The 24,312-nt window shown below is 73.1% G+C and carries 21 protein-coding genes and 1 pseudogene; 10 read left to right on the forward strand and 12 right to left on the reverse strand.

The window, feature by feature from the left end; translation table 11 throughout:
• Positions 1 to 28: 28 nt before the first annotated feature.
• The 5 genes from O7608_RS01660 to folP form a co-directional block, all read right to left on the reverse strand.
• Positions 29 to 1,480 (reverse strand): ABC transporter permease, encoded by a 1,452-nt coding sequence (locus O7608_RS01660; RefSeq protein WP_289208313.1) that lies wholly within the window; start codon positions 1,478 to 1,480, stop codon positions 29 to 31.
• A 210-nt stretch (positions 1,481 to 1,690) separates the two neighbouring features.
• Complete coding sequence (locus O7608_RS01665) at positions 1,691 to 2,158, reverse strand: DUF3180 domain-containing protein (protein ID WP_289208314.1); 468 nt, start codon at positions 2,156 to 2,158, stop codon at positions 1,691 to 1,693.
• Between the two features lie 85 nt (positions 2,159 to 2,243).
• The gene (folK, locus tag O7608_RS01670) at positions 2,244 to 2,771 is read right to left on the reverse strand and encodes a 2-amino-4-hydroxy-6-hydroxymethyldihydropteridine diphosphokinase (protein ID WP_289208315.1); all 528 of its coding nucleotides are present in this window, start codon (positions 2,769 to 2,771) and stop codon (positions 2,244 to 2,246) included.
• Positions 2,768 to 3,130, reverse strand: a complete 363-nt coding sequence (folB, locus tag O7608_RS01675; RefSeq protein ID WP_289208316.1) for a dihydroneopterin aldolase — start codon at positions 3,128 to 3,130, stop codon at positions 2,768 to 2,770. Before folB ends, folK begins: the two co-directional genes overlap by 4 nt.
• Positions 3,127 to 4,017, reverse strand: coding sequence for a dihydropteroate synthase (gene folP / locus O7608_RS01680; RefSeq protein ID WP_421361392.1), 891 nt, complete (start codon positions 4,015 to 4,017; stop codon positions 3,127 to 3,129). The genes folB and folP overlap by 4 nt, the downstream gene beginning before the upstream one ends.
• A 366-nt stretch (positions 4,018 to 4,383) precedes the next feature.
• On the opposite strand from folP, the gene O7608_RS01685 reads away from it, so the two are divergent.
• The 7 genes from O7608_RS01685 (at position 4,384) to O7608_RS01715 (ending at position 13,024) form a co-directional block, all read left to right on the forward strand.
• Complete coding sequence (locus O7608_RS01685) at positions 4,384 to 4,707, forward strand: hypothetical protein (protein ID WP_289208318.1); 324 nt, start codon at positions 4,384 to 4,386, stop codon at positions 4,705 to 4,707.
• A 15-nt stretch (positions 4,708 to 4,722) separates the two neighbouring features.
• Positions 4,723 to 5,085, forward strand: coding sequence for a hypothetical protein (locus tag O7608_RS01690; protein WP_289208319.1), 363 nt, complete (start codon positions 4,723 to 4,725; stop codon positions 5,083 to 5,085).
• A 64-nt stretch (positions 5,086 to 5,149) separates the two neighbouring features.
• On the forward strand, positions 5,150 to 8,791 hold the full coding sequence (locus tag O7608_RS01695) for an ATP-binding protein (RefSeq protein WP_289208320.1): 3,642 nt from the start codon (positions 5,150 to 5,152) through the stop codon (positions 8,789 to 8,791).
• Between the two features lies 1 nt (position 8,792).
• On the forward strand, positions 8,793 to 10,721 hold the full coding sequence (locus tag O7608_RS01700; protein ID WP_289208321.1) for an MFS transporter: 1,929 nt from the start codon (positions 8,793 to 8,795) through the stop codon (positions 10,719 to 10,721).
• 6 nt (positions 10,722 to 10,727) lie between these two features.
• Positions 10,728 to 11,276 (forward strand): hypothetical protein, encoded by a 549-nt coding sequence (locus O7608_RS01705; protein WP_289208322.1) that lies wholly within the window; start codon positions 10,728 to 10,730, stop codon positions 11,274 to 11,276.
• Positions 11,273 to 12,400, forward strand: coding sequence for a M23 family metallopeptidase (locus tag O7608_RS01710; RefSeq protein ID WP_289208323.1), 1,128 nt, complete (start codon positions 11,273 to 11,275; stop codon positions 12,398 to 12,400). Before O7608_RS01705 ends, O7608_RS01710 begins: the two co-directional genes overlap by 4 nt.
• Before the next feature lie 21 nt (positions 12,401 to 12,421).
• Positions 12,422 to 13,024, forward strand: coding sequence for a hypothetical protein (locus O7608_RS01715; protein ID WP_289208324.1), 603 nt, complete (start codon positions 12,422 to 12,424; stop codon positions 13,022 to 13,024).
• 13 nt (positions 13,025 to 13,037) lie between these two features.
• Here O7608_RS01715 and O7608_RS01720 read toward each other — a convergent pair whose 3' ends face one another.
• The gene (locus tag O7608_RS01720; RefSeq protein WP_289208325.1) at positions 13,038 to 13,589 is read right to left on the reverse strand and encodes a hypothetical protein; all 552 of its coding nucleotides are present in this window, start codon (positions 13,587 to 13,589) and stop codon (positions 13,038 to 13,040) included.
• Between the two features lie 216 nt (positions 13,590 to 13,805).
• On the opposite strand from O7608_RS01720, the gene O7608_RS01725 reads away from it, so the two are divergent.
• A complete protein-coding gene (locus O7608_RS01725) occupies positions 13,806 to 16,559 on the forward strand; it encodes an FtsK/SpoIIIE domain-containing protein (RefSeq protein WP_289208326.1) in 2,754 nt (917 codons plus the stop codon).
• The gene (locus tag O7608_RS01730) at positions 16,556 to 17,185 is read left to right on the forward strand and encodes a hypothetical protein (RefSeq protein ID WP_289208327.1); all 630 of its coding nucleotides are present in this window, start codon (positions 16,556 to 16,558) and stop codon (positions 17,183 to 17,185) included. The genes O7608_RS01725 and O7608_RS01730 overlap by 4 nt, the downstream gene beginning before the upstream one ends.
• 25 nt (positions 17,186 to 17,210) lie before the next feature.
• On the opposite strand, the gene folE is transcribed toward O7608_RS01730, so the two are convergent.
• The 4 genes from folE to O7608_RS01750 form a co-directional block, all read right to left on the reverse strand.
• On the reverse strand, positions 17,211 to 17,837 hold the full coding sequence (gene folE, locus O7608_RS01735) for a GTP cyclohydrolase I FolE (protein WP_289208328.1): 627 nt from the start codon (positions 17,835 to 17,837) through the stop codon (positions 17,211 to 17,213).
• Positions 17,838 to 17,887: 50 nt separating this feature from the next.
• Positions 17,888 to 19,903: an ATP-dependent zinc metalloprotease FtsH gene (ftsH, locus tag O7608_RS01740; RefSeq protein WP_289208329.1), complete on the reverse strand. Its 2,016-nt coding sequence runs from the start codon at positions 19,901 to 19,903 to the stop codon at positions 17,888 to 17,890.
• A gap of 348 nt (positions 19,904 to 20,251) precedes the next feature.
• Positions 20,252 to 20,824, reverse strand: coding sequence for a hypoxanthine phosphoribosyltransferase (gene hpt / locus O7608_RS01745; protein ID WP_289208330.1), 573 nt, complete (start codon positions 20,822 to 20,824; stop codon positions 20,252 to 20,254).
• Between the two features lie 71 nt (positions 20,825 to 20,895).
• Positions 20,896 to 21,024, reverse strand: coding sequence for a hypothetical protein (locus tag O7608_RS01750; RefSeq protein ID WP_289208331.1), 129 nt, complete (start codon positions 21,022 to 21,024; stop codon positions 20,896 to 20,898).
• Positions 21,025 to 21,176: 152 nt separating this feature from the next.
• Between O7608_RS01750 and O7608_RS01755 the strand changes: the two genes are divergently transcribed.
• The gene (locus tag O7608_RS01755; protein WP_289208332.1) at positions 21,177 to 22,154 is read left to right on the forward strand and encodes a GlxA family transcriptional regulator; all 978 of its coding nucleotides are present in this window, start codon (positions 21,177 to 21,179) and stop codon (positions 22,152 to 22,154) included.
• A gap of 86 nt (positions 22,155 to 22,240) precedes the next feature.
• Here O7608_RS01755 and tilS read toward each other — a convergent pair.
• Positions 22,241 to 23,212, reverse strand: a pseudogene (gene tilS / locus O7608_RS01760) (tRNA lysidine(34) synthetase TilS); the annotation flags it as partial.
• 7 nt (positions 23,213 to 23,219) lie between these two features.
• Positions 23,220 to 24,293: an Rv3626c family coenzyme F420 biosynthesis-associated protein gene (locus O7608_RS01765; RefSeq protein WP_289210739.1), complete on the reverse strand. Its 1,074-nt coding sequence runs from the start codon at positions 24,291 to 24,293 to the stop codon at positions 23,220 to 23,222.
• Positions 24,294 to 24,312 lie beyond the last annotated feature (19 nt).

Below are 24,312 nucleotides of genomic sequence, written 5' to 3' on the forward strand. Positions count from 1 at the left end.
GGGTCGGCCACCGCCGCACTGGCCGGCCTCACCCCCAGTGGTTGCCGGTGTCCCAGCGTTCCCGGGCCCGGGCCGGCTGCGCCGGCAGCGTCGCCGACCACGAGTCCTGGGTGACGGCCGGCGTCCAGGACTGCGGCGGTGGCTCGACCCACTCGTCCTCCTCCTCCGGCGGCGGTTCGGCGTCCTCGACCTCCTGCCGGACGCGGGGCCGTCCGAAGGTCTCCACCAGCCGGGTCACCACGAGCCCGACCGCCAGGGTGACGGCAGCGGTGGCGTACAACGCGATGTCCAGCTGGCGAAGGTCGGCGTACCGGATGAAGATCGTCAGGCCGACCACCGCGAACACGGCGCCGAAGATCCCGCCGCGCCGGCCGAAGACGCTGGTGCCGCCGAGCAGCGCGGCGCCGATCGCGAGCGCGCTCCACTCCAGCCCGACCGACGGGCTGACCGGCCCGCCGCCGACCGCGGCCAGCAGCACGCCGCCGCCGACCGCCAGACCCATCGAGACCACCAGCGCCCCGCTGGTGACCATGGCGGCGGTCGCGCCACGCCGCAACGCCGGATCGGCGACCGGGCGGAACCGTCCGACACCCCGGCGTACCGGTTTGACGGTGCCGAGGATCCCGCCGAGCACGGCCACCGCCACGAACCCACCGAACAGGAAGACTGCCTGGCCGGTCGGGTCGAACGCACCCTGCAGGTCGACCGGCGCGGCGCGTTGCTGGATGAACACGACCGCGACGCAGGCGGCGACGAGACTGCCGGCCCAGCCGGGCATCTGCAGACCGGTCACCAGCACGGCCGTGAGCACGCCGAGCACCACCGCCCAGATGCCGGCGGTGACCAGCACCGGCAGCACGCCGTTGTCGCCGTTCTCGGCGAAGTGCAGCGCGGCCGCGATGGCCACCGGCCCGATGGCGAGATTCGGTGCCCCGGCACGCAGGCTCACCCCGGCGGCCAGTACGAGCAGGCCGAGCCCGGTGGCGTAGACCAGCAGCGGATCCCGGGCCGCCGCCCCGGTGACCGTCGGATCCTCCTGGTAGAGCAGGTAGCCGAGCCCACCGACCACGGCCAGCAGGATCGTCTCCCAGACGACGTGCACGGCGAGCCGGTCGCGGCCCGGCTCGCCGTGCCGTGGATCGTCGAAGACGTCGTCGAGCCCGGGGGCCGGGCGGCGGTGGCCGGACCGCCGACCCGCCGACCGCCTGCCGCCACCACGGGTCCGGCCGGTGGTCGTGGTGGCGGTGCCGGCACCCGCGTCGGTGACGGCCCCCGCCGTGGTGAACGAACTCGTCTGATAGCCGGAGGCGGTACGGTTGCCGGGCTCGCCGGGGCCGTCCGGGCCGCCGTAGCCGGGGTCGCCGTAGCCGGGGTCGCCGGAGTAGCCGTGGCCGGGATCGCCGTGGCCGGGATCGCCGTGGCCGCCCGGTTCCGGTACGCCCGCGCTCCGCCGGCGATAAGGCGAGTCGTCGTACGCCATACCGCGTCTCCTCTGCCGTGCCCGTCCACCACCGTCGGTCGGGACTACGACGGCAGGTGGACCTGGTCGTTCGATCGACCAGTGCGGCAGGCGCGGTGGCGCGTCGAGCGGTACCGGTCGCTGGCACCGTACCCGCGACCGGGTACGGCCGTCACCCCCCGTGTGCGCAGGCGGCCACCGGGACCGCTGCGGGCGACAGCCGGCGGCGGGTCAGCCGACGGGCGGTTGCGGGGCGTCGGAGTCCTCCGGCTGGTCCGGCACCCGGCAGGCGCGTTCGAGCCAGACAGCGGCCGCCACCAGCGCGAGCGACGCGGCGAGGCCACTGACGGCCGCGGGCAGATCGTTGTCCGCCGCCCGGGTCTGCTGGATGAACAGCCAGAGCACCAGCCCCGCGTAGAAGCCGGCGAAGATCGCCCCGGCGAGAGCCGAGGCCTTGGCCAGCACCACGAACCTGGCGACCAGCAGGGGGTTGACCGGATCCTGGCCCGGCCGGCGGTCGATGCGGGCCCGGGTGTTGACCGCCGCGTACGCCTCGAGCACCGCCAGAGCCGCCAGCGTCACGGAGGGTAACCACGGAAAGACCGGCATCCGTACGTACCAGGTGCTGATCACCCACCAGCCGACGGCGGCCGCCGCCAACGCCGCCACCACGAGCGTCGAGGCCCGCGTGGGTTCCATCCGTGGCTCGTCCGGACCCCGGCCACGCGGGCTGACCCCGGGCCCGGTCACGGCAGCACCGGCACAGCGATCGACAGACGCACCTTCACTGTGCCGACTCTAGCGGCAGATCCGGGCGCGGGCGCAGATCGCGCAGGTCACTCGCGACAGGTTCCCGACCGAGCAGGTCCGTCAACCAGCCGTGTCCCGGCAGCTGCCCGTACGGCGTGATGTCGATCCACGGGCGCAGCACGAAGGCCCGCAGATGGGCCCGGGGATGCGGCAGGACCAGCTCGGGGTCGTCGCTGTGCACCGGGGCGCCGTCGGCGGCCCAGACGGCGACGACGTCCACGTCGAGGCTGCGGGGGCCGTACGGCCGGTCGGCGTCGCGCACCCGCCCGGCGGCCTGCTCCAGGGCCCGGCAGCGGGCCAGCCAGTCGACGGCGGTGGCGTCCGGGTCGGCGACGAGGGCGACGGCGTTGAGGTAGTCCGGCTGCGCCGGGTCACCCCACGGCGGGTTCTCGTACACCCCCGACACCACCAGCAGTACGTCGTCGAGCGCCCGGACCGCGTCGCGCAGCCGCGCGTACCGGTCGCCGAGGTTGCTGCCCAGGGCGAGCACCGCCCGGGTCACGCCCGGCTCCGGGTGAGGGTGACCGCGACGTCGGCGAACTCGTGCGGGATCGGTGCCTGCGGTTTGTGGACGGTGACCGTCGCGGTCCGGACCCGGCGGTCGGCCAGGCAGACGGTCGCCAGCCGGTCGGCCAACGTCTCGATCAGGTTGACCGGCTCGCCGGCCACGACGGCGACGAGCTGGCCGGCGAGGTCCCCGTAGTGCACGGTCTGCTCGACCTGGTCGGTCCGGGCCGCCGGGGCGAGGTCCAGTTCGAGTACGACGTCCACGACGAAGTCCTGGCCGGCCGCCCGCTCCTGCGGGTAGACGCCGTGCCGGCCACGGGCCCGCAGCCCGGTGAGCTGGATCCGGTCAGTCATCGTCGGCTCCCGTGATCGGTTCCGTGGGTCGGCTGGCGATGGTCGGGCCGGTGGCTCGCGACGGTCGTCGGCTGTGGGAGGCCGACGGTGAGCGTGGGGCGACCGCTGGCCTGCCAGACGGCGAGTGCGTCGACGGTGTCCCGGACATCGTGGACGCGGACCCCCCAGGCACCGGCGGCGACGGCCAGCAGGCTGGTCGCGGTGGTCGCGGCGGCCCGCTGGTCCACCGGGCGGGGCGTGCCGTCCGGATCGGCGAGCAGCCGCCCCAGGTAGGACTTGCGGCTGGCGGCGAAGAGCAGCGGGTAGCCGAGGCTGAGTAACTCACCCAGGTGCACGGTCAGCTGCCAGTTGTGTTCCGGACGTTTGGCGAAGCCGAGGCCGGGGTCGACGACGATCCGCTCGGCGGCCACTCCGGCGGCGAGCGCGGCGTCGACCCGCGCGGCGAGTTCCGTGCGGACCTCGGCGACCACGTCGCGGTAGTCGGCCAGATCCTGCATCCGGTCGGAGTGGCCCCGCCAGTGCATCAGGATCCACTGGCAGCCGGCGGCCGCGACCACGGCGCCCATCGCCGGGTCGGCCAGGCCACCGGAGACGTCGTTGACCACGCTCACCCCGGCGGCGAGCGCGGCGTCGGCCACCCGGGCCCGGGTGGTGTCGATGCTCATCGGTACGCCGGCGGCGGCCAGCTCGCGGATGACCGGCAGCACCCGGGCCACCTCGGTCTCCGGGTCGACCCGCTGTGCTCCGGGGCGGGTGGACTCGCCGCCGACGTCGACCAGGTCCGCGCCGTCGCGGTGCAGCCGGACCCCGTGCGCGACGGCGGCGTCGAGGTCGGCGTACCGCCCGCCGTCGGAGAAGGAGTCGGGCGTGACGTTCAGGACGCCCATCACGACCGGCCGGGTCGGGCGTAGTAGATCTGTCACGGGTAGACGGTACCGGCGCACTTCGTGGCCGGACGCGACCGGGCGCGGTGGGTACCCTCGAATCAGACAACGGTCACGGGCGGCGCTGTCGGTCTGGTTCCACGCAGCTTGTACCAGACAAGGGTGGCCCGTACGCTTTGCAGTTGCCGGGGGCCAGTGGGGGCGAAGGTTGAGAAGAAGGGCCGAAGTTGGACAAAGTGCCCAAAAGTCGTCACCGTACGCGGTGACCGTCGGACACAGGGTCGACATCCGCGGCTCGACCCACGACGCCCACAAGGTGTGACAACTGCAGTGCCCCGGCTCTGCCGGCCGCACACCGGGGAGGTTCCCATGATCGAAACGACGCTCGTCGCAGCGGTCCACGCCAGCGTGGTCTCCGCCATCGACACGCTGTCGCTGCTCGCCGCGCCCACCGGCGAGCCGGACACGCCGACCGGTTTCAACACCGAGGGCGTCGTCTCCTTCCTCGCCAGCAAGGTCGCCCCGATCCTGCTGGCCGTACTGGGCGTGATCTTCATCGGGCGGGCCAGCAAGGGTGAGATCTCCAAGGTGCTGACCAGCTCCGCGATCGCGATCGTCGGCCTGGCCTTCATCGCCGGAGCCGCGACCCTGTTCTTCGTCGGCGACTACCTCATCAACCTGATGTTCGAATAGAGCGCGGAGCACGAGATGCGGCTGCGCACCGACGACGACATCTACCGGGCCCGGTTGGTCTACCTGGGCCCGCCTGGCTACACGCTGCCGGTCCACCTGCCGTACGCCCAGTACGGGGTCTTCATCCTACTTGTTCCGTTCTACATGTTCGTCCACTGGGCGTTCACCCTCAACGTGGAACTCTTCCCCGCCTGGGAGATCGCGCTCGCGATCGTCACCACCTCCTTCATCTTCCGGTACGTCGACCCGGACCGGCCGGCCCGGATGGTCGTGCGCACCGCCCTCACCGACTGGCGCCGGACCCGGGAACCGGCGACCGAGCAGCGGGACCCACGCCTGATCGCCAGCCACATCAGGATCCGGGAGGAGTTGGCATGACCTGCACCGGCATCCGGACGCCGGCCCGCACCCACTCCGGCAGCCACGCGTGCGAGGCGATGGCATGAGTCGATCATTCCCGCCGGGCGGCCCCCGCCCGGCAGGTCAGCCGGCCGGCAACGGCGGTAACGGTAAGCGATCACACGACTACCGCGACCCCGACGTGGACGAGGCGGCCGAGACCGAGCTCGTCACCAGCCCTAGCCACGGCGCGGTCGCGGTCTTCCAGACCCCGTCGGCGACCCGCGGCCCCCGCGCCGGCCGTACCGCCGCCGGCCCGGCCGCCACGCCGACCTCGCCGCACCACCCGGTACCGCCCCCTCGGGCCTCCGGTGTCACCGACCACGGCGACATCGACTCGCCCTTCCTCGACCTGTTCTCCGGCACCACTCCCACCACCCAGCGGCACCGGCCGGCGATCCAGCCCCCGAACCGGCCCACCGCCATCGAACCGCCGACCCGGCCCGCCGCCATCGAGCCTCCCGCGCGCCCCGCCGAGATCCCACCGCCGGCCCCACCCCGCGCCACCGCACCGCCGGCCCGCTCCGGGCCCACCCAGACCCCGCCGGCCCGCTCCGGGCCCACCGGACCCCCGCCGGACCAGATCGGCACCGCGCTGACCGGCCCCACCACCGATCACCCCGATCCGGCGACCCGACGGCGCAGCGCGGCACCACCGCCCCGTACCGCAGCAGAGGCCGCCGCCCCGACGGAGCTGGCGGCCCCGGCACCGCACGGGCCCGGCACCGCCCCGGCGGACCGCGCGGGCCACCCGTACCCCGACGCACGCCCCGCACCGACGGCACGGACGACGCCGCCGGACCGCCCGGCACCACGGACCCGGACCTCGCCGGACCAGGTCGCGCCCGGCGACGTCCCCGGCCCGCCGGCGGCCGGCCGGGACACCGCCGGCCGGCCCGATCCCACCGTCGGCCCGCCCGCCGGCCGAAGCGGCCGGGACGCCCCCGTCGCCGGCCCGACGGCCGACAGCACCGCTGCCCGGACGGCCGACGACACCGCCGACCCCGCAGCCGGTGCCGGTGTCGCGCCGGCCACCACCGGTGGCAGACGACCACGGCGGCGACCCAAGGCCGAGACCTCCCGGTCCGACAAACCGATCAAGCCGGTCCCGGTACGCCCCCCGAAGGTCAAGTTCACCGACCGCGACCCCGCCGCCGAACTCGCGATCACCGAGATCGCCGGCCACCTGACCTTCACCCCGAACACCGTCACCGCCTGGTACTGGCTTCCGGAGGTGCGCTGGGCCTTCCGGCCCGACGCCGAACGGGAGGTGCTGCTGTCGGCGATCTCCGAGCAGTACGCCGGACTCGCCGGCTTCCGGCTGCACCTGCGCCGCACCACCCGACCGTTCCCCGCCGACGAATGGGCCCGGACCATCGACGGGCTCACCGCCCACCCGCTGGCCGCCGTCGACGGAGCCGCGTCCTGGGCCGACCACCTGGTCGCCGCCCAACGACACCTGATGTCGGTCAACCACGCCGAAGGCCAGACCTACCTGGGCATCACCTTCGCCCGGCGGTCGCTCGGCGACTCGCTGTCCGAACGGGTGCTGCGGTTGTTCGGCCGGGGCGTCGCCGAGAGCGAACGCCGCCGGCTCGGCCGGATGGTCGACCAGTTCGACGAGGTCCTCGGTGCCTTCGGGATGCGCGGCCGGCGGGTCACCGCCGGCGAACTCGAATGGCTGCTCTACCGGTCGGTCGCCCTGTGCATGACCCCACCGACGATGCTGTCGCCGGTGCGCGACGGCAACTGGGACCGTGGCGACCTGCTCGCCCTCACCGAACAGATCGAGCGCTACCGCACCCCGTACGGCTCGACGCTCAAGCTGGTCAACCGGATGTCCGGCGAGGAACGCCACGTCGCCGTGCTGGCCGTGGGCCGGATGGAACCGCTGGAGATCCCCGAACGGCACGAGCCGTGGATGCACTTCCACGAGCGGCTGCCCTGGCCGATGGAGATCTCCTCCCGGATCGACCTGCTCGGCCCCACCGACTCGTTCCGCAACCTGGAACACCGGCTCCGCATGATCCGGTCGCAGCAGCTCGACTACGCCGAACACGGCATCGACGCCCCGCCGGAGCTCGAGCGCCTGGCGAAACGGGCGCTCAACATCGGCGACGAGATGACCACCGGACTGCCCGTCGAGTCCGCCCGGGCACACGGCTGGCACCGCATCGCGGTCGGCGGCCGCACCCGGGAGGAGTGCCTGGAACGCGCCCGCCGGCTCATCCAGCTCTACTCCCGCGAGATGCGGATCTCGCTGCAGCACCCGAAGAACCAGGACTGGCTGGCCCGCGAGTTCATCCCCGGCGAACCGGTGGCCAACACCGGCTACATCCGACGGATGCCGGTGAAGCTGCTCGCCGCCGCGCTGCCGCAGGCGGCGTCCACCGTCGGCGACCGCCGTGGCGACCTGATCGGCCGGACCGCCGGCACCTGCCGCCGACCCGTCTTCCTCGACCTGCACTTTCCGATGGAGGTCCGGGAACGGTCCGGGCTCGCCGTCTTCGTCGCCGAACCCGGCGGTGGCAAGTCGACCCTGCTCGGTGCCCTCGGATACCTGGCCGCCCGCCGGGGCGTGCAGGTGACGCTGCTCGACCCGTCCGGGCCGCTCGCCCGGCTCTGCGCCATGCCGGAGCTGCGGCCGTACTCGCGGGTGCTCAACCTGACCGGCTCCGAACAGGGCACGTTGGCGCCGTACTCGCTGATCCCGACCCCGATCCGGGCGGAGTTCGCGACCGGCGCCGCCGGCGACCGCGAGTACGAGATCGCCGTCTCCAACGCCCGGGCCGAACGTCGGATGCTCGTCCAGGACATCTGCATGATGCTGGTGCCGCCGCAGGTGGCCCGGGAATCCTCGACCGCCACCCTGCTGCGGCACGCGGTCCGGCAGGTCCCCGCCGAGGAGACCTCGACCCTCGACGACGTCGTCGCCTGCCTCAACGGCATCGACGAGGACGGCCGGGAGCTGGCGAACCTGCTGCTGGACACCGCCGAGATGCCGTTGGCGCTGCTGTTCTTCGGCTCCCCGTCGCCCGGGCTGCTCGGCGCCGACGCCGCGCTGACCGTGATCACCATGGCCGGGCTGCGGCTGCCGGACCTGAAGATCGAACGCGAGTACTGGTCGGCGGAGGAGGCCCTGGCGCTGCCGATGCTGCACACCGCGCACCGGCTCGCCGTCCGGCGCTGCTACGGCGGCTCGATGTCGTCGCGCAAACTGGTCGGCCTCGACGAGGCGCACTTCATGGAGGGCTGGCGCTCCGGCCGGTCCTTCCTGGTCCGACTCGCCAGAGACTCCCGCAAGTGGAACCTCGCGGCGCTGGTCTCCTCACAGAACCCGAAGGACATCCTCGGCCTCGACGTGCAGAACCTGGTCTCCACCGTCTTCGTCGGACGCATCGCCGAGGACGAGGAGATCGCCGCCGAGGCGCTACGCCTGCTGCGGGTCCCGGTCGACGACGGTTACGAAGCGACCCTCGCCTCGTTGTCCAGCGTAGACAGCTCGTCGGCGGCCCGCCTCGGCTTCCGTGAGTTCATCATGCGCGACGTGGACGGCCGGGTGCAGAAGGTCCGGGTCGACGTGTCATACGTGGACGGCCTGCTCGACCATCTGGACACCACGCCCGGCACGCCGCAGTCGGCACCGGCAGGACTGCCATCAGCGCTCAGCGACCTGGAGGTGTGACGTGGCGAGGACCGCGACCCGGTGCACCGCACTACTGCTCGCCGTCCTGATCACCGCCGTGGCGAGCGTCTCCTGGCCGGTCCTGGGTGCCGGATCCGCCGCACAGGCCGCCCCGATCGCCCCGATCGCCCAACTGCCGGCCCAGGATCCGACGAACCTGTGCCCGGTGGAGGCGTGGCAGGCCGACTTCCGGGCCTGCCTCGACCGGCTGGAGGACGTCGGTTCCGCCCGCGCCCAGTGTCTGAAGCCACCGGCCCCGAGCGCTCCCGACTCCGGCTTCGGCGGCTGGTTCGCCACCCAGCCGGAGCAGACCGAGGGCGCGGGCGGGCTGTACATGAACTACGGATACGCCGGCTACCGGTTCCCCACCTACGACCTCGACGGCGGCTGCGCCTCCAGCGTGACCAACGTCGACGTCAGCGCGTTCAACGGCCTCGCCAACTTCGAGATGATGGTGGCCACGGCGATCATCGGCGCCTCGAACGCGATCCGCGAACGCGCCTGGGATCCGGGCACCATGTACGCCTGGGCCGACCCTCTGGTGGAGCAGGCCACCACCGCCATCTACGAGGAGGTCTTCACCGTCTTCGGCCTGATCACGCTCTGCGTGGTCGGCCTCTACCTGATCTGGCGGTCCCGGCAGTCCGACATGAGCAACATGATCACCACTGCTGGCTGGGCGGTCCTGATCATGGTGGTGGTGACGGCGATCGCCGCCTGGCCGGTGCGCTCGGCCAACCTCGCCGACGGCGCCCTGACCAGCACGCTCGGCGTCGTGCACGAAGCGGTCGGCCCCCGCGCCGTCGAGATTCCGGCCGAGGACTGCCCGGAGGCAGACGCGCAGCGCTGCGCCGACCAGCGCCCGCCGGCCGTGCGGGCCAGCGACACCATCACCTCGTCAATGGTCTACCGCAACTGGCTGCGGGGGGTGCTCGGGTCGGCGGACAGCCCGACGGCCCAGAAGTACGGCTTCGCGCTGTACGACGCCCAGGCCTTCACCTGGGCCGAGATCGAGGCGATCCGGGCCGACCCGGCGCGACGCGACGCCATCATCGCGGCCAAGAACCAGCAGTGGATGAAGGTGGCCGAGCAGATCCGGACCGAGGATCCGGAGGCGTACGAGCACCTGCAGGGCATCCGCGAGATGGACCGGGTCGGTACCGGCCTGATCGCGATCTTCGCTGCGGTCATGTTCGCCATGTTCGACCTGGCGGCGTCGCTGCTCGTGCTGCTGGGCTTCCTGCTCTTCCGCTGGGTGGTGGTCGCGGCGCCGATCCTCGGCACCATCGGGCTGCTGCGCCCGGCCGGGGCCGGGATGCGCCGGCTCGGCAACGCGGTCGTCGCCGCGATCTTCAACATCGCGATCTTCGGTACCGGCGCGGCCGTGTACCTCTTCGCCGTCGATCTGATCATGAGTACGCCGACCCTGCCGGGCTGGCTGCAGGTGGTGCTGATCTGGCTCTGCGGCATGGTCGGCTGGCTGTTGCTGCGCCCGTACCGGCGGATCACCGAACTGGGCGGTCGCGGCGGCGCCGGTGGCGGCAACTCCTGGCACCTGCGCTACTTCCGGGAGACCCGGGAGACCCGCGAGCCGGAACAGGTCGTGGTCCGTACCAAGGGCAGTGACCGTAGCACGGTGGTCAAGCAGTCCACCGTACGACCGGAGGCCCGCCTGGAGGATCCGGCCGCCGACAAGCCACGCACCGACAGCACCGCCGCCCCGGTGCGGGAACGCCCGGACGGTCGCGAATCGGCCCCGGAACCGTCGCCGGAGCGCTCGACGGCCCCGGCGGCCAGACCGCGCCGCACTCCGACCTGGACGGCTCCCGACGTGCCGGCCGAGCAGCAGCAGTACGCCGTCTACCGGCCGGGCAGCGCGCCGAAGAGCACCGAGGCGCCGAAGCCACGGATCCGTACCGAGGCGCGGTGACCCCGGATGCGCGCCGTCATCGCCTTCCTGACCCGGTTCCTCTTCCGGTCCCGGGTCGGGCTGGCGATCCTGCTGCTCGTCGTCGTGGTCAGCGTGATCGGGGTCGGGCAGGTGGTCGGTCCCGGTGACGGTGCCGTCCGGCCGCCGTTGGGCAACCCCGGTCCACAACCGGCGCTGACCATCGACCCGACCGCCGGTGACGACGGCATCCAGTCGGTCGCCCCGCCGCCCGACCCGGTGACCAGTCCGGGCGCGCCGGAGCCGCAGACCGTCGCGATGGACTTCGCGACCGAATGGATCCGGCGCGATCTCGCCCCGGAGCAGTGGCACCGGGGGCTGCGCCCGTACGTCACCGCCGAGCTCGCCGACAAGCTGGTCGGAGTGGACCCGGTGGTGGTGCCGGCGGAGCGGTTGACCGGGGAGCCCGCCGTCGTGCCGTACGCGACGAATCTGGTCGAGGTGGTGATCGACGTGGACTCCGGCCTGCTGCGGCTGCGGCTGACCGGCCCGGACGGGATCTGGTTGGTCGACGGGGTGGACTGGGAGCGGGGATGAGCGACGCCGAACCCAGTCTCCGGTCGCGGGCCGGCCGGCACGTCGCCCTCACCGTGGCGCTGACCGCGACGATGGTGCTGCTCTGCTGCACCGGCGGGATCGGCGCCGTGCTGTTCAGCGAGGACGCCGACCAGTCGACCCTGTTCAGCACGTTCGGCTGCGGCCGGGAGGGGCCGGTCGACCCCGACCGTGCGCCCCGGATCGGGCCGTACGGGCCGGACCAGATCGCCAACGCGGTGGTGATCATCAACGTCGGTGCCGAAATGTCGGTCCCGCCGCGCGGCTGGGTGATCGCGGTCGCCACCGCCATGCAGGAGTCCGCCCTGCGCAACCTGGGGAATCTGGGGTCCCGCAACGATCACGACTCGCTCGGGCTGTTCCAGCAGCGGCCGAGTCAGGGCTGGGGCACCCCCGAGCAGTTGCAGGACCCGGCGTACTCGTCCGGGAAGTTCTACGACAAGCTGCTCACCATCGACGGCTGGGAGACGATGGCGTTGACCGTCGCCGCGCAGCGCGTACAGGTCAGCGCCTTCCCGGACGCCTACGCCAAGCACGAACCCCTCGCCACCCGGATCGTCAACGTCCTCACCGACGGCGCGGCCCGCGCGGTGAGCGGGCCCGACGGGCTCCGCTGCGCCGCCGACGGGGAGATCGCCGCCTCGGGGTGGACCAGGCCGGTGCCGGGCAACGTCGGCTCCGGGTTCCGCACCAATGCCCGGCCGGGACACAACGGGGTGGACATCGCCCAGCCCAAGGGGGTGCTGATCCGGGCCGCGGCGGCAGGCCGGGTGATCGTCTCGCGGTGCGACCCGGACCAGTACGGCCGCCTCAACTGCGACGTCGACGGCTCCACCGACACGGGCGGCTGCGGCTGGTTCGTGGACATCCTGCACGCCGACCAGGTGATCACGAGATACTGTCACATGGTGCAACGGCCGGACGTCGCCACCGGAGACCTGGTCGACGCCGGGCAGGTGATCGGCAAGGTCGGCTCCAGCGGCAACTCGTCCGGACCGCACCTGCACTTCGAGGTGCACATCGACGGCGACCGGAGCCGACGCGGCGCGGTCGACCCGGTGCCCTTCATGCGGGAGCGGGGCGCGCCACTGGGTGAGAGCGGCTGATCGACCGGGCGGGAGGACACGATGACCCGGGAACCGATGCCGGATCCCTTCGCCGACCAACCCGACTGGGCGCCCCGACCACCCCGGCCACTGGCCCTGGTGCCGGCCGCCGCCGAGCCGGAACTGCGCGGTCGGCGGGTGCTGATCGGGCTGCCCGGCACCGGTTGGCGCGGCGATCTGCGCGGCGACGAGAAGGTCGTCCAGCGCAGCCGCACCTACGTGCCGGTGCTACCGGAACAGGAGTGGTACCGGGCGGAGTCCGAGGGCGTCGAGGTGTTCGCGCCGCTGGTGCCGGCGGACCGGGTCTGGGTCGAGCGGCCGGACGAGCGGCTGACCGCCCCGCCGCGCGACGACGTCCTGTCGCGGCTGGTCTCGTTGGACGCCCCGGCGGCCCGCTTCCCGGTGCCTGCGGTCGACGCCGGCCCGCTCGCCGGCCGCCGCATCGTGCACATGGACGACGGCACGGAACGCCGGGATCTGCGCGCGGTCACCGAGCTGCACACCGGCGCCGACGGCGACATCTGTGTCCGGGCCAGCACCGAGCTGGCGTGGTACCGCTGGGTCTGGACCGGGCAGCCGCCGGAGACCATCGAACTGCCGGTGCATCTGGTCTGGGTCGAGTGACGCGTCGCCGCGCTCACGTCAACCGCTCGACCTGGCAGACCCGCCAGCCGTCCTCGTCCACCGTGGTGATCCGCCAACGGTCGGTCAGCCGGGTGATCAACCCGCCGGTCGGCAGCCTCCGTTCCACCTCCACGGTCAGCACCGCCCGGTCCTGTCCCGAGGTCTCGGTGGTCAACTGCCCGATCGTCATCGCCGACAGGGTGCCCTGACGCTGCTCCCACTCGACGGTGTCGGTGCGGTAGGCGGTCAGCGGCGCGATCGACGGTTGCTCGCAGAGATGCAGATCGGCCACGACATCGTCGCGCTGCAACAGGTACGCGTCGAGGAAGCTCAGCGCCGCCGTCTCCGGCGTGCTGCGGTCGGGGGTGGTGACGTTGGCGTAGAGCACGAAGGCGACGCCGACCCCGCCCATGCAGAGCAGGGCGAGGGCACCGGCGACCAGGACCACCGCGAGGCGGAGCCGGCGACCGGGTGGGACCACCACCGGGGGGGTTACGCCCGGAGCGGTCCGCTGCCGGGGCACCCAGCCCCGGCGTACGGGGGTCGCCGGTCGCGTCTGCTCCACCCTTCGACAGTATCCGTCGACAACGTGAGACTGAATAGCGGAGCGGCGTCCTCATTGGTCACATATCCGGCGAAGCACCCCGACGAGTGCCGATCAATCGTGAAACATCGGTTGCCGCCGACCGGCTCCCAGATCGCTGGGATACCGTCTCAGGTCTGGACTCGACCGGCACCCGCCAGATCGGGTTGGCGAACAAGCAGTAGGCAGGTGGTCGAGATGGGCATTGACCTGGACCGCGCCGCCGCGCTGCACCGCTCGGCTGCCGCCGGCGTCGCCGCCCTGACGCTGACCGGCCACCACCCGGCAGCCGGCACCGACCGGCCCGGCGTCGACCGTGACGGCGTCGACCGTGACGGCGCTGACCGTGCTGGCGCCGACCGCAACGGCGTCGACCCGGGCACGAGCCAGCACGAGATCGCCGAACAGTTACGCAGCCTCGCCGCCCGGCTGGCCCCCGGCTGGTGGGGCGCGCCGCTGGACGCGCAGACCCCGGCCCTGCCGCTCGGCGACGTGGACCAGGCCGGGCACGTCCGGATCGGGATCGCCCAGCCGCTCGACGACGCCCGCTTCCCGGTCGTCGTACCGCTGCTGGGCACCGGGCACCTGGCCGTCGACGGCGACGTCCGGGACAGACGGGTGGCCGGACTGCTCCGGGCGCTGGTGCTCCGGCTGCTGGCCGCCGTACCGCAGCGCCGCCTGACGGTACGGGCGGTGGACGGCATCGCGACAGTGCCCGGCGGCGTACTGGCCCCGTTCGGGGCGCTGATCGACGCTGGCGTACTGCGCCCAGCGGCGACCCAGACCGCCGGGCTGCGATCCGTGCTGGCCGAGGCGGAACAGTGGATCCGTCCGGCCCGACCGACCGTCGCCCGGCACCACCGGCACGGCCGGTTCATGGTCCTGGTGATCGCGTCACTGCCCGAGGACACCGAGGGCGTCGATCTCGACCGGATCGCCCGGCTCGCCCAGGCCGGCCCCGAACACGGTCTGCACCTGGTGGTCGCGGGTTGGCCGCCGCCGCCGTTGAGCCTCGAGCAGACCCGCGCCGACCTGCCCCGCAGCACCACGGTCCGGCTGCGCAATCCGCACGTGCTGGTCGGCGACCCGCCAGGCGAGGCCTTCGGCGATCCCGCGTCGGCCGGGCCCGGCCGGCCGGGCGGGTTGGCGGTACCGGTGTACCTCGACGCGGACCCACCGCACCACCTCGTCGACCGGGTCAGCGCCGAACTGGCGGCGGCCGGTCCCCCGGCCCGCCCGACGCTCACCGAACTCCTGCCCGACCCGGCCACCGGGTGCTGGACCGAGTCGGCGGCCGACGGGCTGGTGGTCGTCGCCGGTTTCGACGGCCACCGCCAGGTGCCGCTGGGCCTCACCGACGTCACCCCCCACTGGCTGGTCGCCGGCGAGGCCGGTGCCGGAGTGGCCGAGTTCCTGGTCGACGTCCTGTACGGGCTCGCCGTCCGGTACCCGCCGGACGAGCTGACCGTCCATCTGGTGGACCTGTCGCCCGGGGAGTCCTTCGCCGGCGTCATGTCCGCCGCAGCCGAGCCGGGCGGGCCACCACAGGCCGAGTCGGGCCAGCCACCGCAGGCCGGGCCGGCCTGGTTGCCGCACGTCGCGTCGGTCGGCGTCGAGGCCGACCCGGAGTACGGACTGTCGGTGCTGCGGCTGCTCGCCGCCGAGGTGGAGCGGCGCACCTGGCTCGCCGGCCGCAGCGGCTCCAGCCGGTTCGCCGACCTCGCCGCACACGCCCGGATCGGCCGAGTCCTCTGCGTGATCAAGGATCCGGGGCCCCTGCTCGACCGCTCCAGCGACACCGCCGCCGACGCCGTCGACCTGCTGGACCGGATCGCCCGGGGCGGCCGCGGCTGCGGCGTCCACCTGGTGCTGGCCGACTCGACGGGCGGCCGACCGGCCGACGACACCGACAGCGGGACGGCCGGGCCAGCCGAGCCGGCCGCCGGTGCGCCCTGGTGGCAGGACGACACGCTGCGCGGCCACTTCCCCGTACGGGTGGCGCTGCCCGGCGGTGACTGGCTGCTGGAGCCGGACAACGACGCGGCGGCCGGCCTGCCGCTGGGCAGCGCGGTGGTGAACACCGCCGGTGGTCTCGGCGGGCCCCGGGGTGCCACCCGGGGCCACGAGCGGACCGTCGCCTTCCCGGACCCGTACGCGGACCGGCCGGAGCTGGCCCGGCTGCGCCGGCAACTCTGGTCCCGGGCCGACCCGCAGGCCGGTCCGCCGCAGGTGTTCGCCGGGTACGCCGAACCGATGTCGGCGGCGGGCGCGTCGAAAACTGGCGACGGCACCGGGCCGCCGGTGTGCCGGCTCGGTCGGGCGGTGGAGCTGCCGGAGCGGGCAGCCGAGTTCCGGTTCGAACGCGCCCCCGGGCGGCACCTGGCCATCTTCGGCTCCCGTACGCGGACGGCCGAACTACTGGCCACGGCGGTCATCAGCCTCGCCGGGCAGCACGAGCCGGGCACCGGCCGGCTGATCCTCGTGTCGTTCGGCGAACATGACCGGCCGCAGCTCGACAGCCTCGCCGCCGCCGTCGACGGTCGGCTGACGACGGAGATCGTCGATCTGGACGTGCTGCGGACGCTCGGCGACACGTCCGGACCCGCCTACCTGATCATCGCGACGGCCGACGTACTCGAACTCGGTGGGCCGGCCGCCGCCCGGCTGCGCAACCTGCTGGATTCCGGACCGGCGCGGGGGGTCCACCTGCTCTCCTGCTGGGAACGGGTGGACCCGTTCGTGGCGTTCCTCGGGCCGAGCCCGGAACTGATCGCCGGCATCGTGCTGCTCGACCTGCCCGTGGCCGCAGACACCGGCGGCCCGGACCGGCTGCCGCCGTGGCGTCCCCGGGACCGTCGTGGCCTGCTGTACGACGCCCAGACCGACCGGCGCACGGTCTTCGTGCCGTACGGCCGGGGCACGGTGTCCGACCACGGGGAGGTGCCGTCGTGACCGCGCCCGCCGACTGGGCGGAGTACGCCGCGACCGTCCGGCGACTCGCCCGGCTGCGCCAGGCCCCGGCGGTACCGCCGCCGGGGGCGGCTCCCGGTGCGCCGGGGGCATCGTCGGCCATCACGGACCGGCTGGCGGCGCAGCGGCACCAGCTGATCGCGTTCGGCGTACCGCCGGGGGCCCTGGACCCGGCGGCGGAGGAGGTGGCCGCGACGCGGGCCGCGCTCGAGTCGGGTGGTGCCTCCGCCCGCCAGGCCACGGTGGCGCGGACCGTGGCCGCGCTGGACGGGGCGGCGGCCGCACTGGCCGGGCCGGCACCGACCGGCGGCGGTAGCCCGGCGTGGCTGCGCAACCTGCTGGTGTACGGGCCGTTCGCGATGATCGTCGTGGTGATCCAGATCGCGTTGTTCGCCGCCGCCGGCGACCAGGTGCCGCTGCGCTACGTGCTCGGCTGCGGGGTGGTGATGCCGGCGGTGGCGTTCGGTCTCGGCTGGCTGGCCGTCGGGTTCGTCTACGCCGGCCCTGGTCGGCAGGTGGACCGTACGCCGGTGGCCGGCCTCGCCGTCTGCTCCGCTCCGCTGCTGCTGGCGCTCGTCCTCGCGGCCGTCGTCGCCCTGCTGCGGTGACGACCCGGGCGCTGTCGTACCAGGCTCAGCTGTGGATGATCAGGCTCATCGCTTCGGCCCGGGACTTGGCGTCCCGCTGGAACACGCCACGGACGGCGGAGGTGATCGTCCGGGCTCCGGCCTTCTGGATGCCGCGCATGGCCATGCACATGTGCTCGCACTCCAGTACGGCGACCACGCCACGCGGCTCCAACCGGGCCATCAGCGTGTCGGCGATCTGGGCGGTCAACCGTTCCTGGACCTGCAGCCGCCGCGCGTAGACCTCGACCAGCCGGGCCAGCTTCGACAGCCCGGTGATCCGCCCGGTGGTGCCGGGGATGTAGCCGATGTGCGCCACGCCCCGGAACGGCAGCATGTGGTGCTCGCACAGCGACATGACCTCGATGTCGCGGACCAGGACGAGCTCGTCGTGGTCGGCCTCGAAGGTCGTGGTGAGCACCTGGCCGGCGTCGGCCCGCAGTCCGGCCAGCAGTTCGGCGTAGGCGCGGGCGACCCGCCCCGGCGTCTGGCGTAACCCGTCGCGGTCCGGGTCCTCGCCGACGGCGATCAGGATCTCCCGTACGGCGCGTTCGATGCGGCCCAGGTCGACGGAGCGTTCGATCGGGGTGCCGTTGAGTTTGCCGTTGATCAGGCGGGCGGCGAGATAGTCCAACGCGTCGTCGTCCGGTTCGGTCGACGACGCGTTGGACGGTGTCGGGCTGCTCAGGGGGTGCCGTCCGAGTTGGCGGACATGCCGGTGCCGAAGATGGCCTGGGCACCGTCCTCGGCGGCCTGCCGGCCGAGGTTCTCCTTCTCGGCCGGGGTCAGCACCGGCGGCTCGGTCGACGGCTGCCGCTTGCCGAAGCCGTTGAACGGGGCCATCGGCGGACGCTTGACCACCCGCTCGCAGATCCGGGCCATGTCGGCGGTGGAGAGGGTCTCCTTCTCCATCAGCTCCAGCACCATGTTGTCGAGCACGTCGCGGTACTCGACGAGGATCTCCCACGCCTCGTCGTGGGCCAGCTCGATCAGCGCCCGGACCTCGCCGTCGATCTCCGCGGCGACGGTGTCGGAGTAGTCCCGCTCGTGGCCCATGGTGCGGCCGAGGAACGGCTCGTCGCCGTTGGTGCCGTACTTGACCGCGCCGAGTTTGGCGCTCATGCCGTACTGGGTGACCATGGCCCGGGCCAGCGCGCTGGCCTTCTCGATGTCGTTGCCGGCACCGGTGGTGGGCTCGTGGAAGACCAGCTCCTCGGCGGCCCGGCCACCGAGGGCGTACGCCAGGGTGTCGATCATCTCGGCACGGGTCTGGGTGTACTTGTCCTCGGTCGGCAGCACCAGGGTGTGGCCCAGCGACCGGCCACGGGACAGGATCGTCACCTTGTGCACCGGGGCGGCGTGCGGCAACGCCCAGGCGACCAGGGCGTGCCCGCCCTCGTGGTACGCGGTGATCTTCTTTTCCTTGTCGCCCATCACCCGGGTCCGCCGCTGCGGGCCGGCAACCACCCGGTCGATCGACTCCTCCAGGGCCTCGTTGCTGATCGCCCGGGCGTCCTGCCGGGCGGTCAGCAGCGCCGCCTCGTTGATCACGTTGGCCAGGTCGGCGCCGCTGAAGCCGGGGGTCCGGCGGGCGACCGCGTCCAGGTCGACGTCGGGCGCGAACGGCTTGCCCCGGGCGTGCACCCGCAGGATCGCCTTGCGGCCCTCCATGTCGGGGGCGTCGACCGGGATCTGCCGGTCGAACCGGCCGGGCCGCAGCAGCGCCGGGTCGAGGATGTCGGGCCGGTTGGTGGCGGCGATCAGGATCACGCCGCCCTTGGTGTCGAAGCCGTCCATCTCGACCAGCAGCTGGTTGAGGGTCTGTTCCCGCTCGTCGTGGCCGCCGCCCATGCCGGCACCCCGGTGCCGGCCGACCGCGTCGATCTCGTCGACGAAGACGATCGCCGGTGCGTTCGCCTTGGCCTGCTCGAACAGGTCACGGACCCGGCTGGCGCCGACGCCGACGAACATCTCGACGAAGTCGGAACCGGAGATCGAGTAGAACGGCACCCCGGCCTCGCCGGCGACCGCGCGGGCCAGCAGGGTCTTACCGGTACCGGGTGGGCCGAACAGCAGTACGCCCTTGGGGATCTTGGCACCGAGGGCCTGGTACTTCGCGGGGTTCTGCAGGAAGTCCTTGATCTCCTGCAGCTCCTCGACCGCCTCCTCGGAGCCGGCGACGTCGGCGAAGGTCGTCTTCGGGGTGTCCTTGGTGATCACCTTCGCCTTGGACTTGCCGAAGTTGAGCACCCGCGAGCCGCCGCCCTGCATCTGCGACATGAACAGCAGCAGCAGGATCACCAGAATGGCGATGGGCAGCAGGTTGACCAGCAGCGTGATGAAGATGCTGTCCGACGAGACCTCGGCCTCGGCCGGGCCGGTGATCCGGCCGGCCTCCTTGGCCGCCAGCACGTCGGTCCAGATCTCGCCGCCGACCTCGTACGGGAACTGTGCCTCGATCCGGTCGGTCTCGGTCTCGCCGAACTGCTCCGGCTCGGCCAGGTCGAGCCGGATCGTCTGCTCCCGGTCCTGGAATATCGCCTTGTCGATGCCGCCCTGCTCCAGCCGCTCCAGCGCCACCGAGGTGTCCACCTTGTGGTAGCTGGGGCCGTTGGTGAAGAACGAGCTGAGCGCAATCGCACCGATGATCACCAGGATGATCCAGACCACCGGCCGGCGGAAGAAACGCGTACGTTCCATACGTATGTCGAGCGCCGCGGCGCCCGGACCCTCCTGATCGACGTTCTGACCGTCTGGTTAGCGACCCCGAGGCGCCACCCGCACGCCACGGTCATTCGACGGTACACCGTGGTGGCGCGGCGCGTGTCCGCGCGCCCGGTCGGTCGGTCGGCGTGGGCCTGTCGACTGGCCGGTACGGTGGCTTCCGCCCCGCCGGTACGGGTGTTCGCCCGCACCATCAGACACCGTAGCGCTGTTTTCTGGAAGTGGCCTGGACGTCCCGGCGAGTTTCCCGGACGGAAGACCCGGCGACAGCTGGTACGCGGCTACCGGCCGCCCACGGCGACCATCGGCCGCGCACCGGTACGGCTACCGGGCGTACACCTCGGGCTTGAGCACCCCGACGTAGGGCAACTCCCGGTAACGCTCGGCGAAGTCGAGGCCGTAGCCCACCACGAACTCGGTCGGGATGTCGAAACCGACGTACCGCACCGGGACCGGCACCTTGACCGCCTCCGGCTTGCGGAACAGCGCGACCACCTCGACGCTGGCCGCCGACCGGGACTCCAGGTACTTCAGCAGCCAGGACAGGGTCAGGCCGGAGTCGATGATGTCCTCGACCACCAGTACGTGCCGGCCGGCGATGTCGCGCTCCAGATCCTTGAGGATCCGCACCACGCCGGACGAGGTGGTGCCCTGCCCGTAGGAGGAGACTGCCATGAACTCCAGCTCCACGGGTGGGCCCTGCCGGCCGAGCGCCCGGGCGAAGTCGGCCATGAACATGACCGCGCCCTTGAGCACGCAGACCAGCAGCAGCCCGCCCGGCACGTCGGCGTGGTCGGTGGCGACCTGCTTGGCGAGTTCCGCCGTCTTCTCGCGGATCTCGTCCTCCGTGATGATCACGTGGTCGATGTCGGCGTCGTACCAGGAGCCGTCAGCCATGCCCCTAAGCCTGCCGCATCCGGCTCACCGACCGGCAGCCGGGCCGGCCGTGACGATGATCGCCCACCCGGTCACCAAGAGCGCCGCTCGCCCTGGTGGCTCGGCCGCCAGTCGGCCGAGTCACGGCTGTCGTGGGTCAGGCCCGCCGCCGAGGCGGCGGCCAGCAACGCGATGATCGTCGTGACAATGAACAGTTCCATGGCGGCGTCACCTTCTGATGGTGTTCGACAGGTCTGCCGCCGGTGCGCACCGGACGTCTGTGACCAGTCTGCGACCGCCCGCCCCGGGCCGACAGTGGCAGGAATGCCATCGCCCCTCGATTTACTGCCAGCACCGCGCTAACCTCGGTCGTATGATCCGTACCGTCGCAGTGATCGCCCTCGACGACGTCGCCGCCTTCGAGCTCGGGGTGATCTGCGAGGTCTTCGGCCTGGACCGCAGCGCCGACGGCTTCCCGACGTACCGCTTCGACGTCTGCACCGTCGACGGGGCACCGGTCCGCAGCACGTCCGGGTTCTCGATCACCCCCACCGCCGACCTCGGGCCGGTCGCCGACGCCGACCTGGTGGCCGTCCCGGCCGCCGCCTACCAGCGCACGGTGCCGCCGCCGGTGCTCGACGCGCTACGCGCCGCCGACCGGCGCGGCGCCATCCTGCTCAGTGTCTGCTCCGGCGCGTTCGTGCTCGGCGCCGCCGGTCTGCTCGACGGCCGCGCCTGCACGACCCACTGGAAGTACGCCGACGAACTCGCCCGCCGTCACCCGACCGCCCGGGTGCAGTGCGACTCCCTGTACGTCCACGACGGCAACGTGTTGACCGGCGCCGGCACCGCCGCCGGGATCGACGCCTGCCTGCACCTGGTCCGCCAGGAGCACGGCTCGGCGCTGGCCACCAAGCTCGCCCGTCGGATGGTGGTCCCGCCGCACCGCGACGGCGGTCAGACGCAGTACATCGAGACCCCGATCGCGGCCAGCCCGACCGCGACCACCCTGGAACCGGTGCTCGCCTGGATGCAGGCCCACCTGGACGTACCGGCGAGCGTCGACGACCTCGCGGCACGGGCGCACATGGCCCCGCGCACCTTCGCCCGGCGGTTCCGCGCCGAAACCGGCACCACCCCGCACGACTGGCTGACCGGCCAACGGGTGCTCCGGGCCCGCCAACTGCTGGAGGAGACCAGCCTCGGCGTCGAGGCGGTCGCCCGGCACTGCGGCTTCGGCGACGCGGCCACCCTGCGCCACCACTTCACCCGCCGGGTCGGCGCCACCCCGCAGGCCTACCGCAGCACGTTCCGCGACCGCACCGCCGTCGGCGCGTCCGCCGCCGGCTGAGTGGTCGCCACCGGCTGATCGTCCCCCACCGGCTGAGTGGTGCCCACCGGCTGAGTGGTGCCCACCGGCTCGTCGGCGGTCGCGCTCACGGCGGCCAGTACGCCGGCCCGACGGTGGACCTGGATCCCCCCGGGCAGGTGCACCGCCCGCTGCCCCCGCCAACCGGTCACCAGCGTGTCGAGGGCGTCGACGTGCCGGTGGGACAACGCGCCGCCCGCCGCGCCGAGCTCACGGGCCCAGCGGTGCAGCACCCGGGTCCGTACCGCGTCGGGCTGCTCGGCGAGCACCGCGACCACCAGCCCGGCCGGGGTCCGGGCCCGGCGCAACGCGGCGTCGGCCAACCCGTCGAGTACGGCGTTGTCGGCCGCCAGCAGCGTGGCGGTCCGGGCCAGGTTCGCCACCACCCCGGCACCCAACGTGTCGACCAGCGCCGGCAGCAGATCGGCCCGGACCCGGGCCCGGGCGTACGCCGGGTCGGTGTTGTGCGGGTCGGTCCACGGGTCCAGCCCCAGCGCGGCACAGGCCGCCGTCGTCTGCGCCCGGGTCACCGACAGCAACGGCCGCAGCAGCGTGACGCCGGCGACCTCGCGGGCCGGCGGCATCCCGGACAGTCCCGCCGGCCCGGCCCCCCGGGCCAGCGCCAGCAGCACCGTCTCGGCCTGATCGTCGCGGGTGTGCCCGAGCAGCACGGCGACGGCACCGTGCCGGCTGGCCACCTCCCGGAGGGCGGCGTACCGGGCGGAGCGGGCCGCCGCCTCCGGACCACCGTCGCGCCCGACCGACACCGGTGCCACCACGACCGGGTCGAACCCGACGTCGGCCGCCCACCGGGCCACCTGCCCGGCCCGCGCGGCGGAACCCGGCTGCAGGGCGTGGTCGACGGTCACCAGACCGGCGGTGACGGCACAGCGCGGGGCCACGAACGCGACGGTGGCCGCCAACGCCAGCGAGTCCGGACCGCCGGAACAGGCCACCAGCACGGTCCGTCCGGCGTACCCGCGCAGGACCCGGCGGACCGCGACCCGCAGCGCGGCGACCTCAGCAGCGGGCCCGGCCACCGGCGGCTCAGGCAACCGTGGGCGGCGAACCGGACACCGGGCCGTGCACCCGGGCAACCCACGCGTCGGGGTCGCCGAGCTCCTCCAGCCGGGGCAGGGTCAACGGCGAGTCGAAGATCTTGTTGAAACCGGCCATGCCGACCCGCTCGACGACGCCGTGGACGAACTTGCGGCCCTCGGCGTACTGGCGCATCTTGACCTCCACGCCGAGCAGCCGACGGATCGCCTTCTCCAACGGGTTGCCCGCCTCGCGGCGCCGGTTGAAGCCGGCCCGGATCTGCTCCACGGTCGGGATCACCTCCGGCCCGACGCCGTCCATGACGAACTCGGCGTGCCCCTCCAGCAGGGTCATCAACGCGGTCAGCCGGTCCAGGACGGCCCGCTGGGCCGGGGTCTGGACGATGTCGAGCACGCTGGCCCGGCTCTGCGGATCGCGGATGGCGTCGGACAGTGTGCCGACGCCCCGTCGAATCCGCTCGACGATGTTGTCGCCGCCGGCCTGGGAGGCGTCGACGAAGGCCTGCACCTGGCCGAGGAAGTGCCCCCGCATCCACGGCACCGCCGTGAACTGGGTCCGGTGCGTCACCTCGTGCAGGCAGACCCAGAGCCGGAAGTCCCGGGGGTCGGCCTGCAGTTTCCGCTCGACCTCGACGATGTTCGGCGCGACCAGCAGCAGCTGGCCGGGGTCACCGGAGAAGACCTCGTACTGGCCGAGCACCCGTCCGGACAGGTAGCTGAGCACCGTACCGGCCTGGACGCCGGTCACCCGCGAGCCGATCGCGTCGGTCAGCGCACCGGGCTGGCGGTCCCCGGCGGCCCGGGTCACCAGCGGGGTGATCACGTCGCGCAGCCCGGCGATGTTCGCCGCCGCCCAGTCCCGCCGGTCGACCACCCGCACCGGGGGGTGCGCGACCTGGGCCTGCAACCCGGTGTACGCGACGACGTGCCCGGCCGCTTCGTCGGTGAGTCGCCGGAGGTCGTCGACGACCTGGGTCGCCTCGTCCAAGGTAGCCTTCGGCCCCGACTTGCTCAGCGCGCCAGCGGTAGCGGCGGCCAGATCCCAGTCCACGAACTGCGCCATGCCACCCACCGTACCCGCG

Origin of the sequence: Solwaraspora sp. WMMA2056, from assembly GCF_030345095.1 — a bacterium.
In the GTDB taxonomy this organism is placed as follows: domain Bacteria; phylum Actinomycetota; class Actinomycetes; order Mycobacteriales; family Micromonosporaceae; genus Micromonospora_E.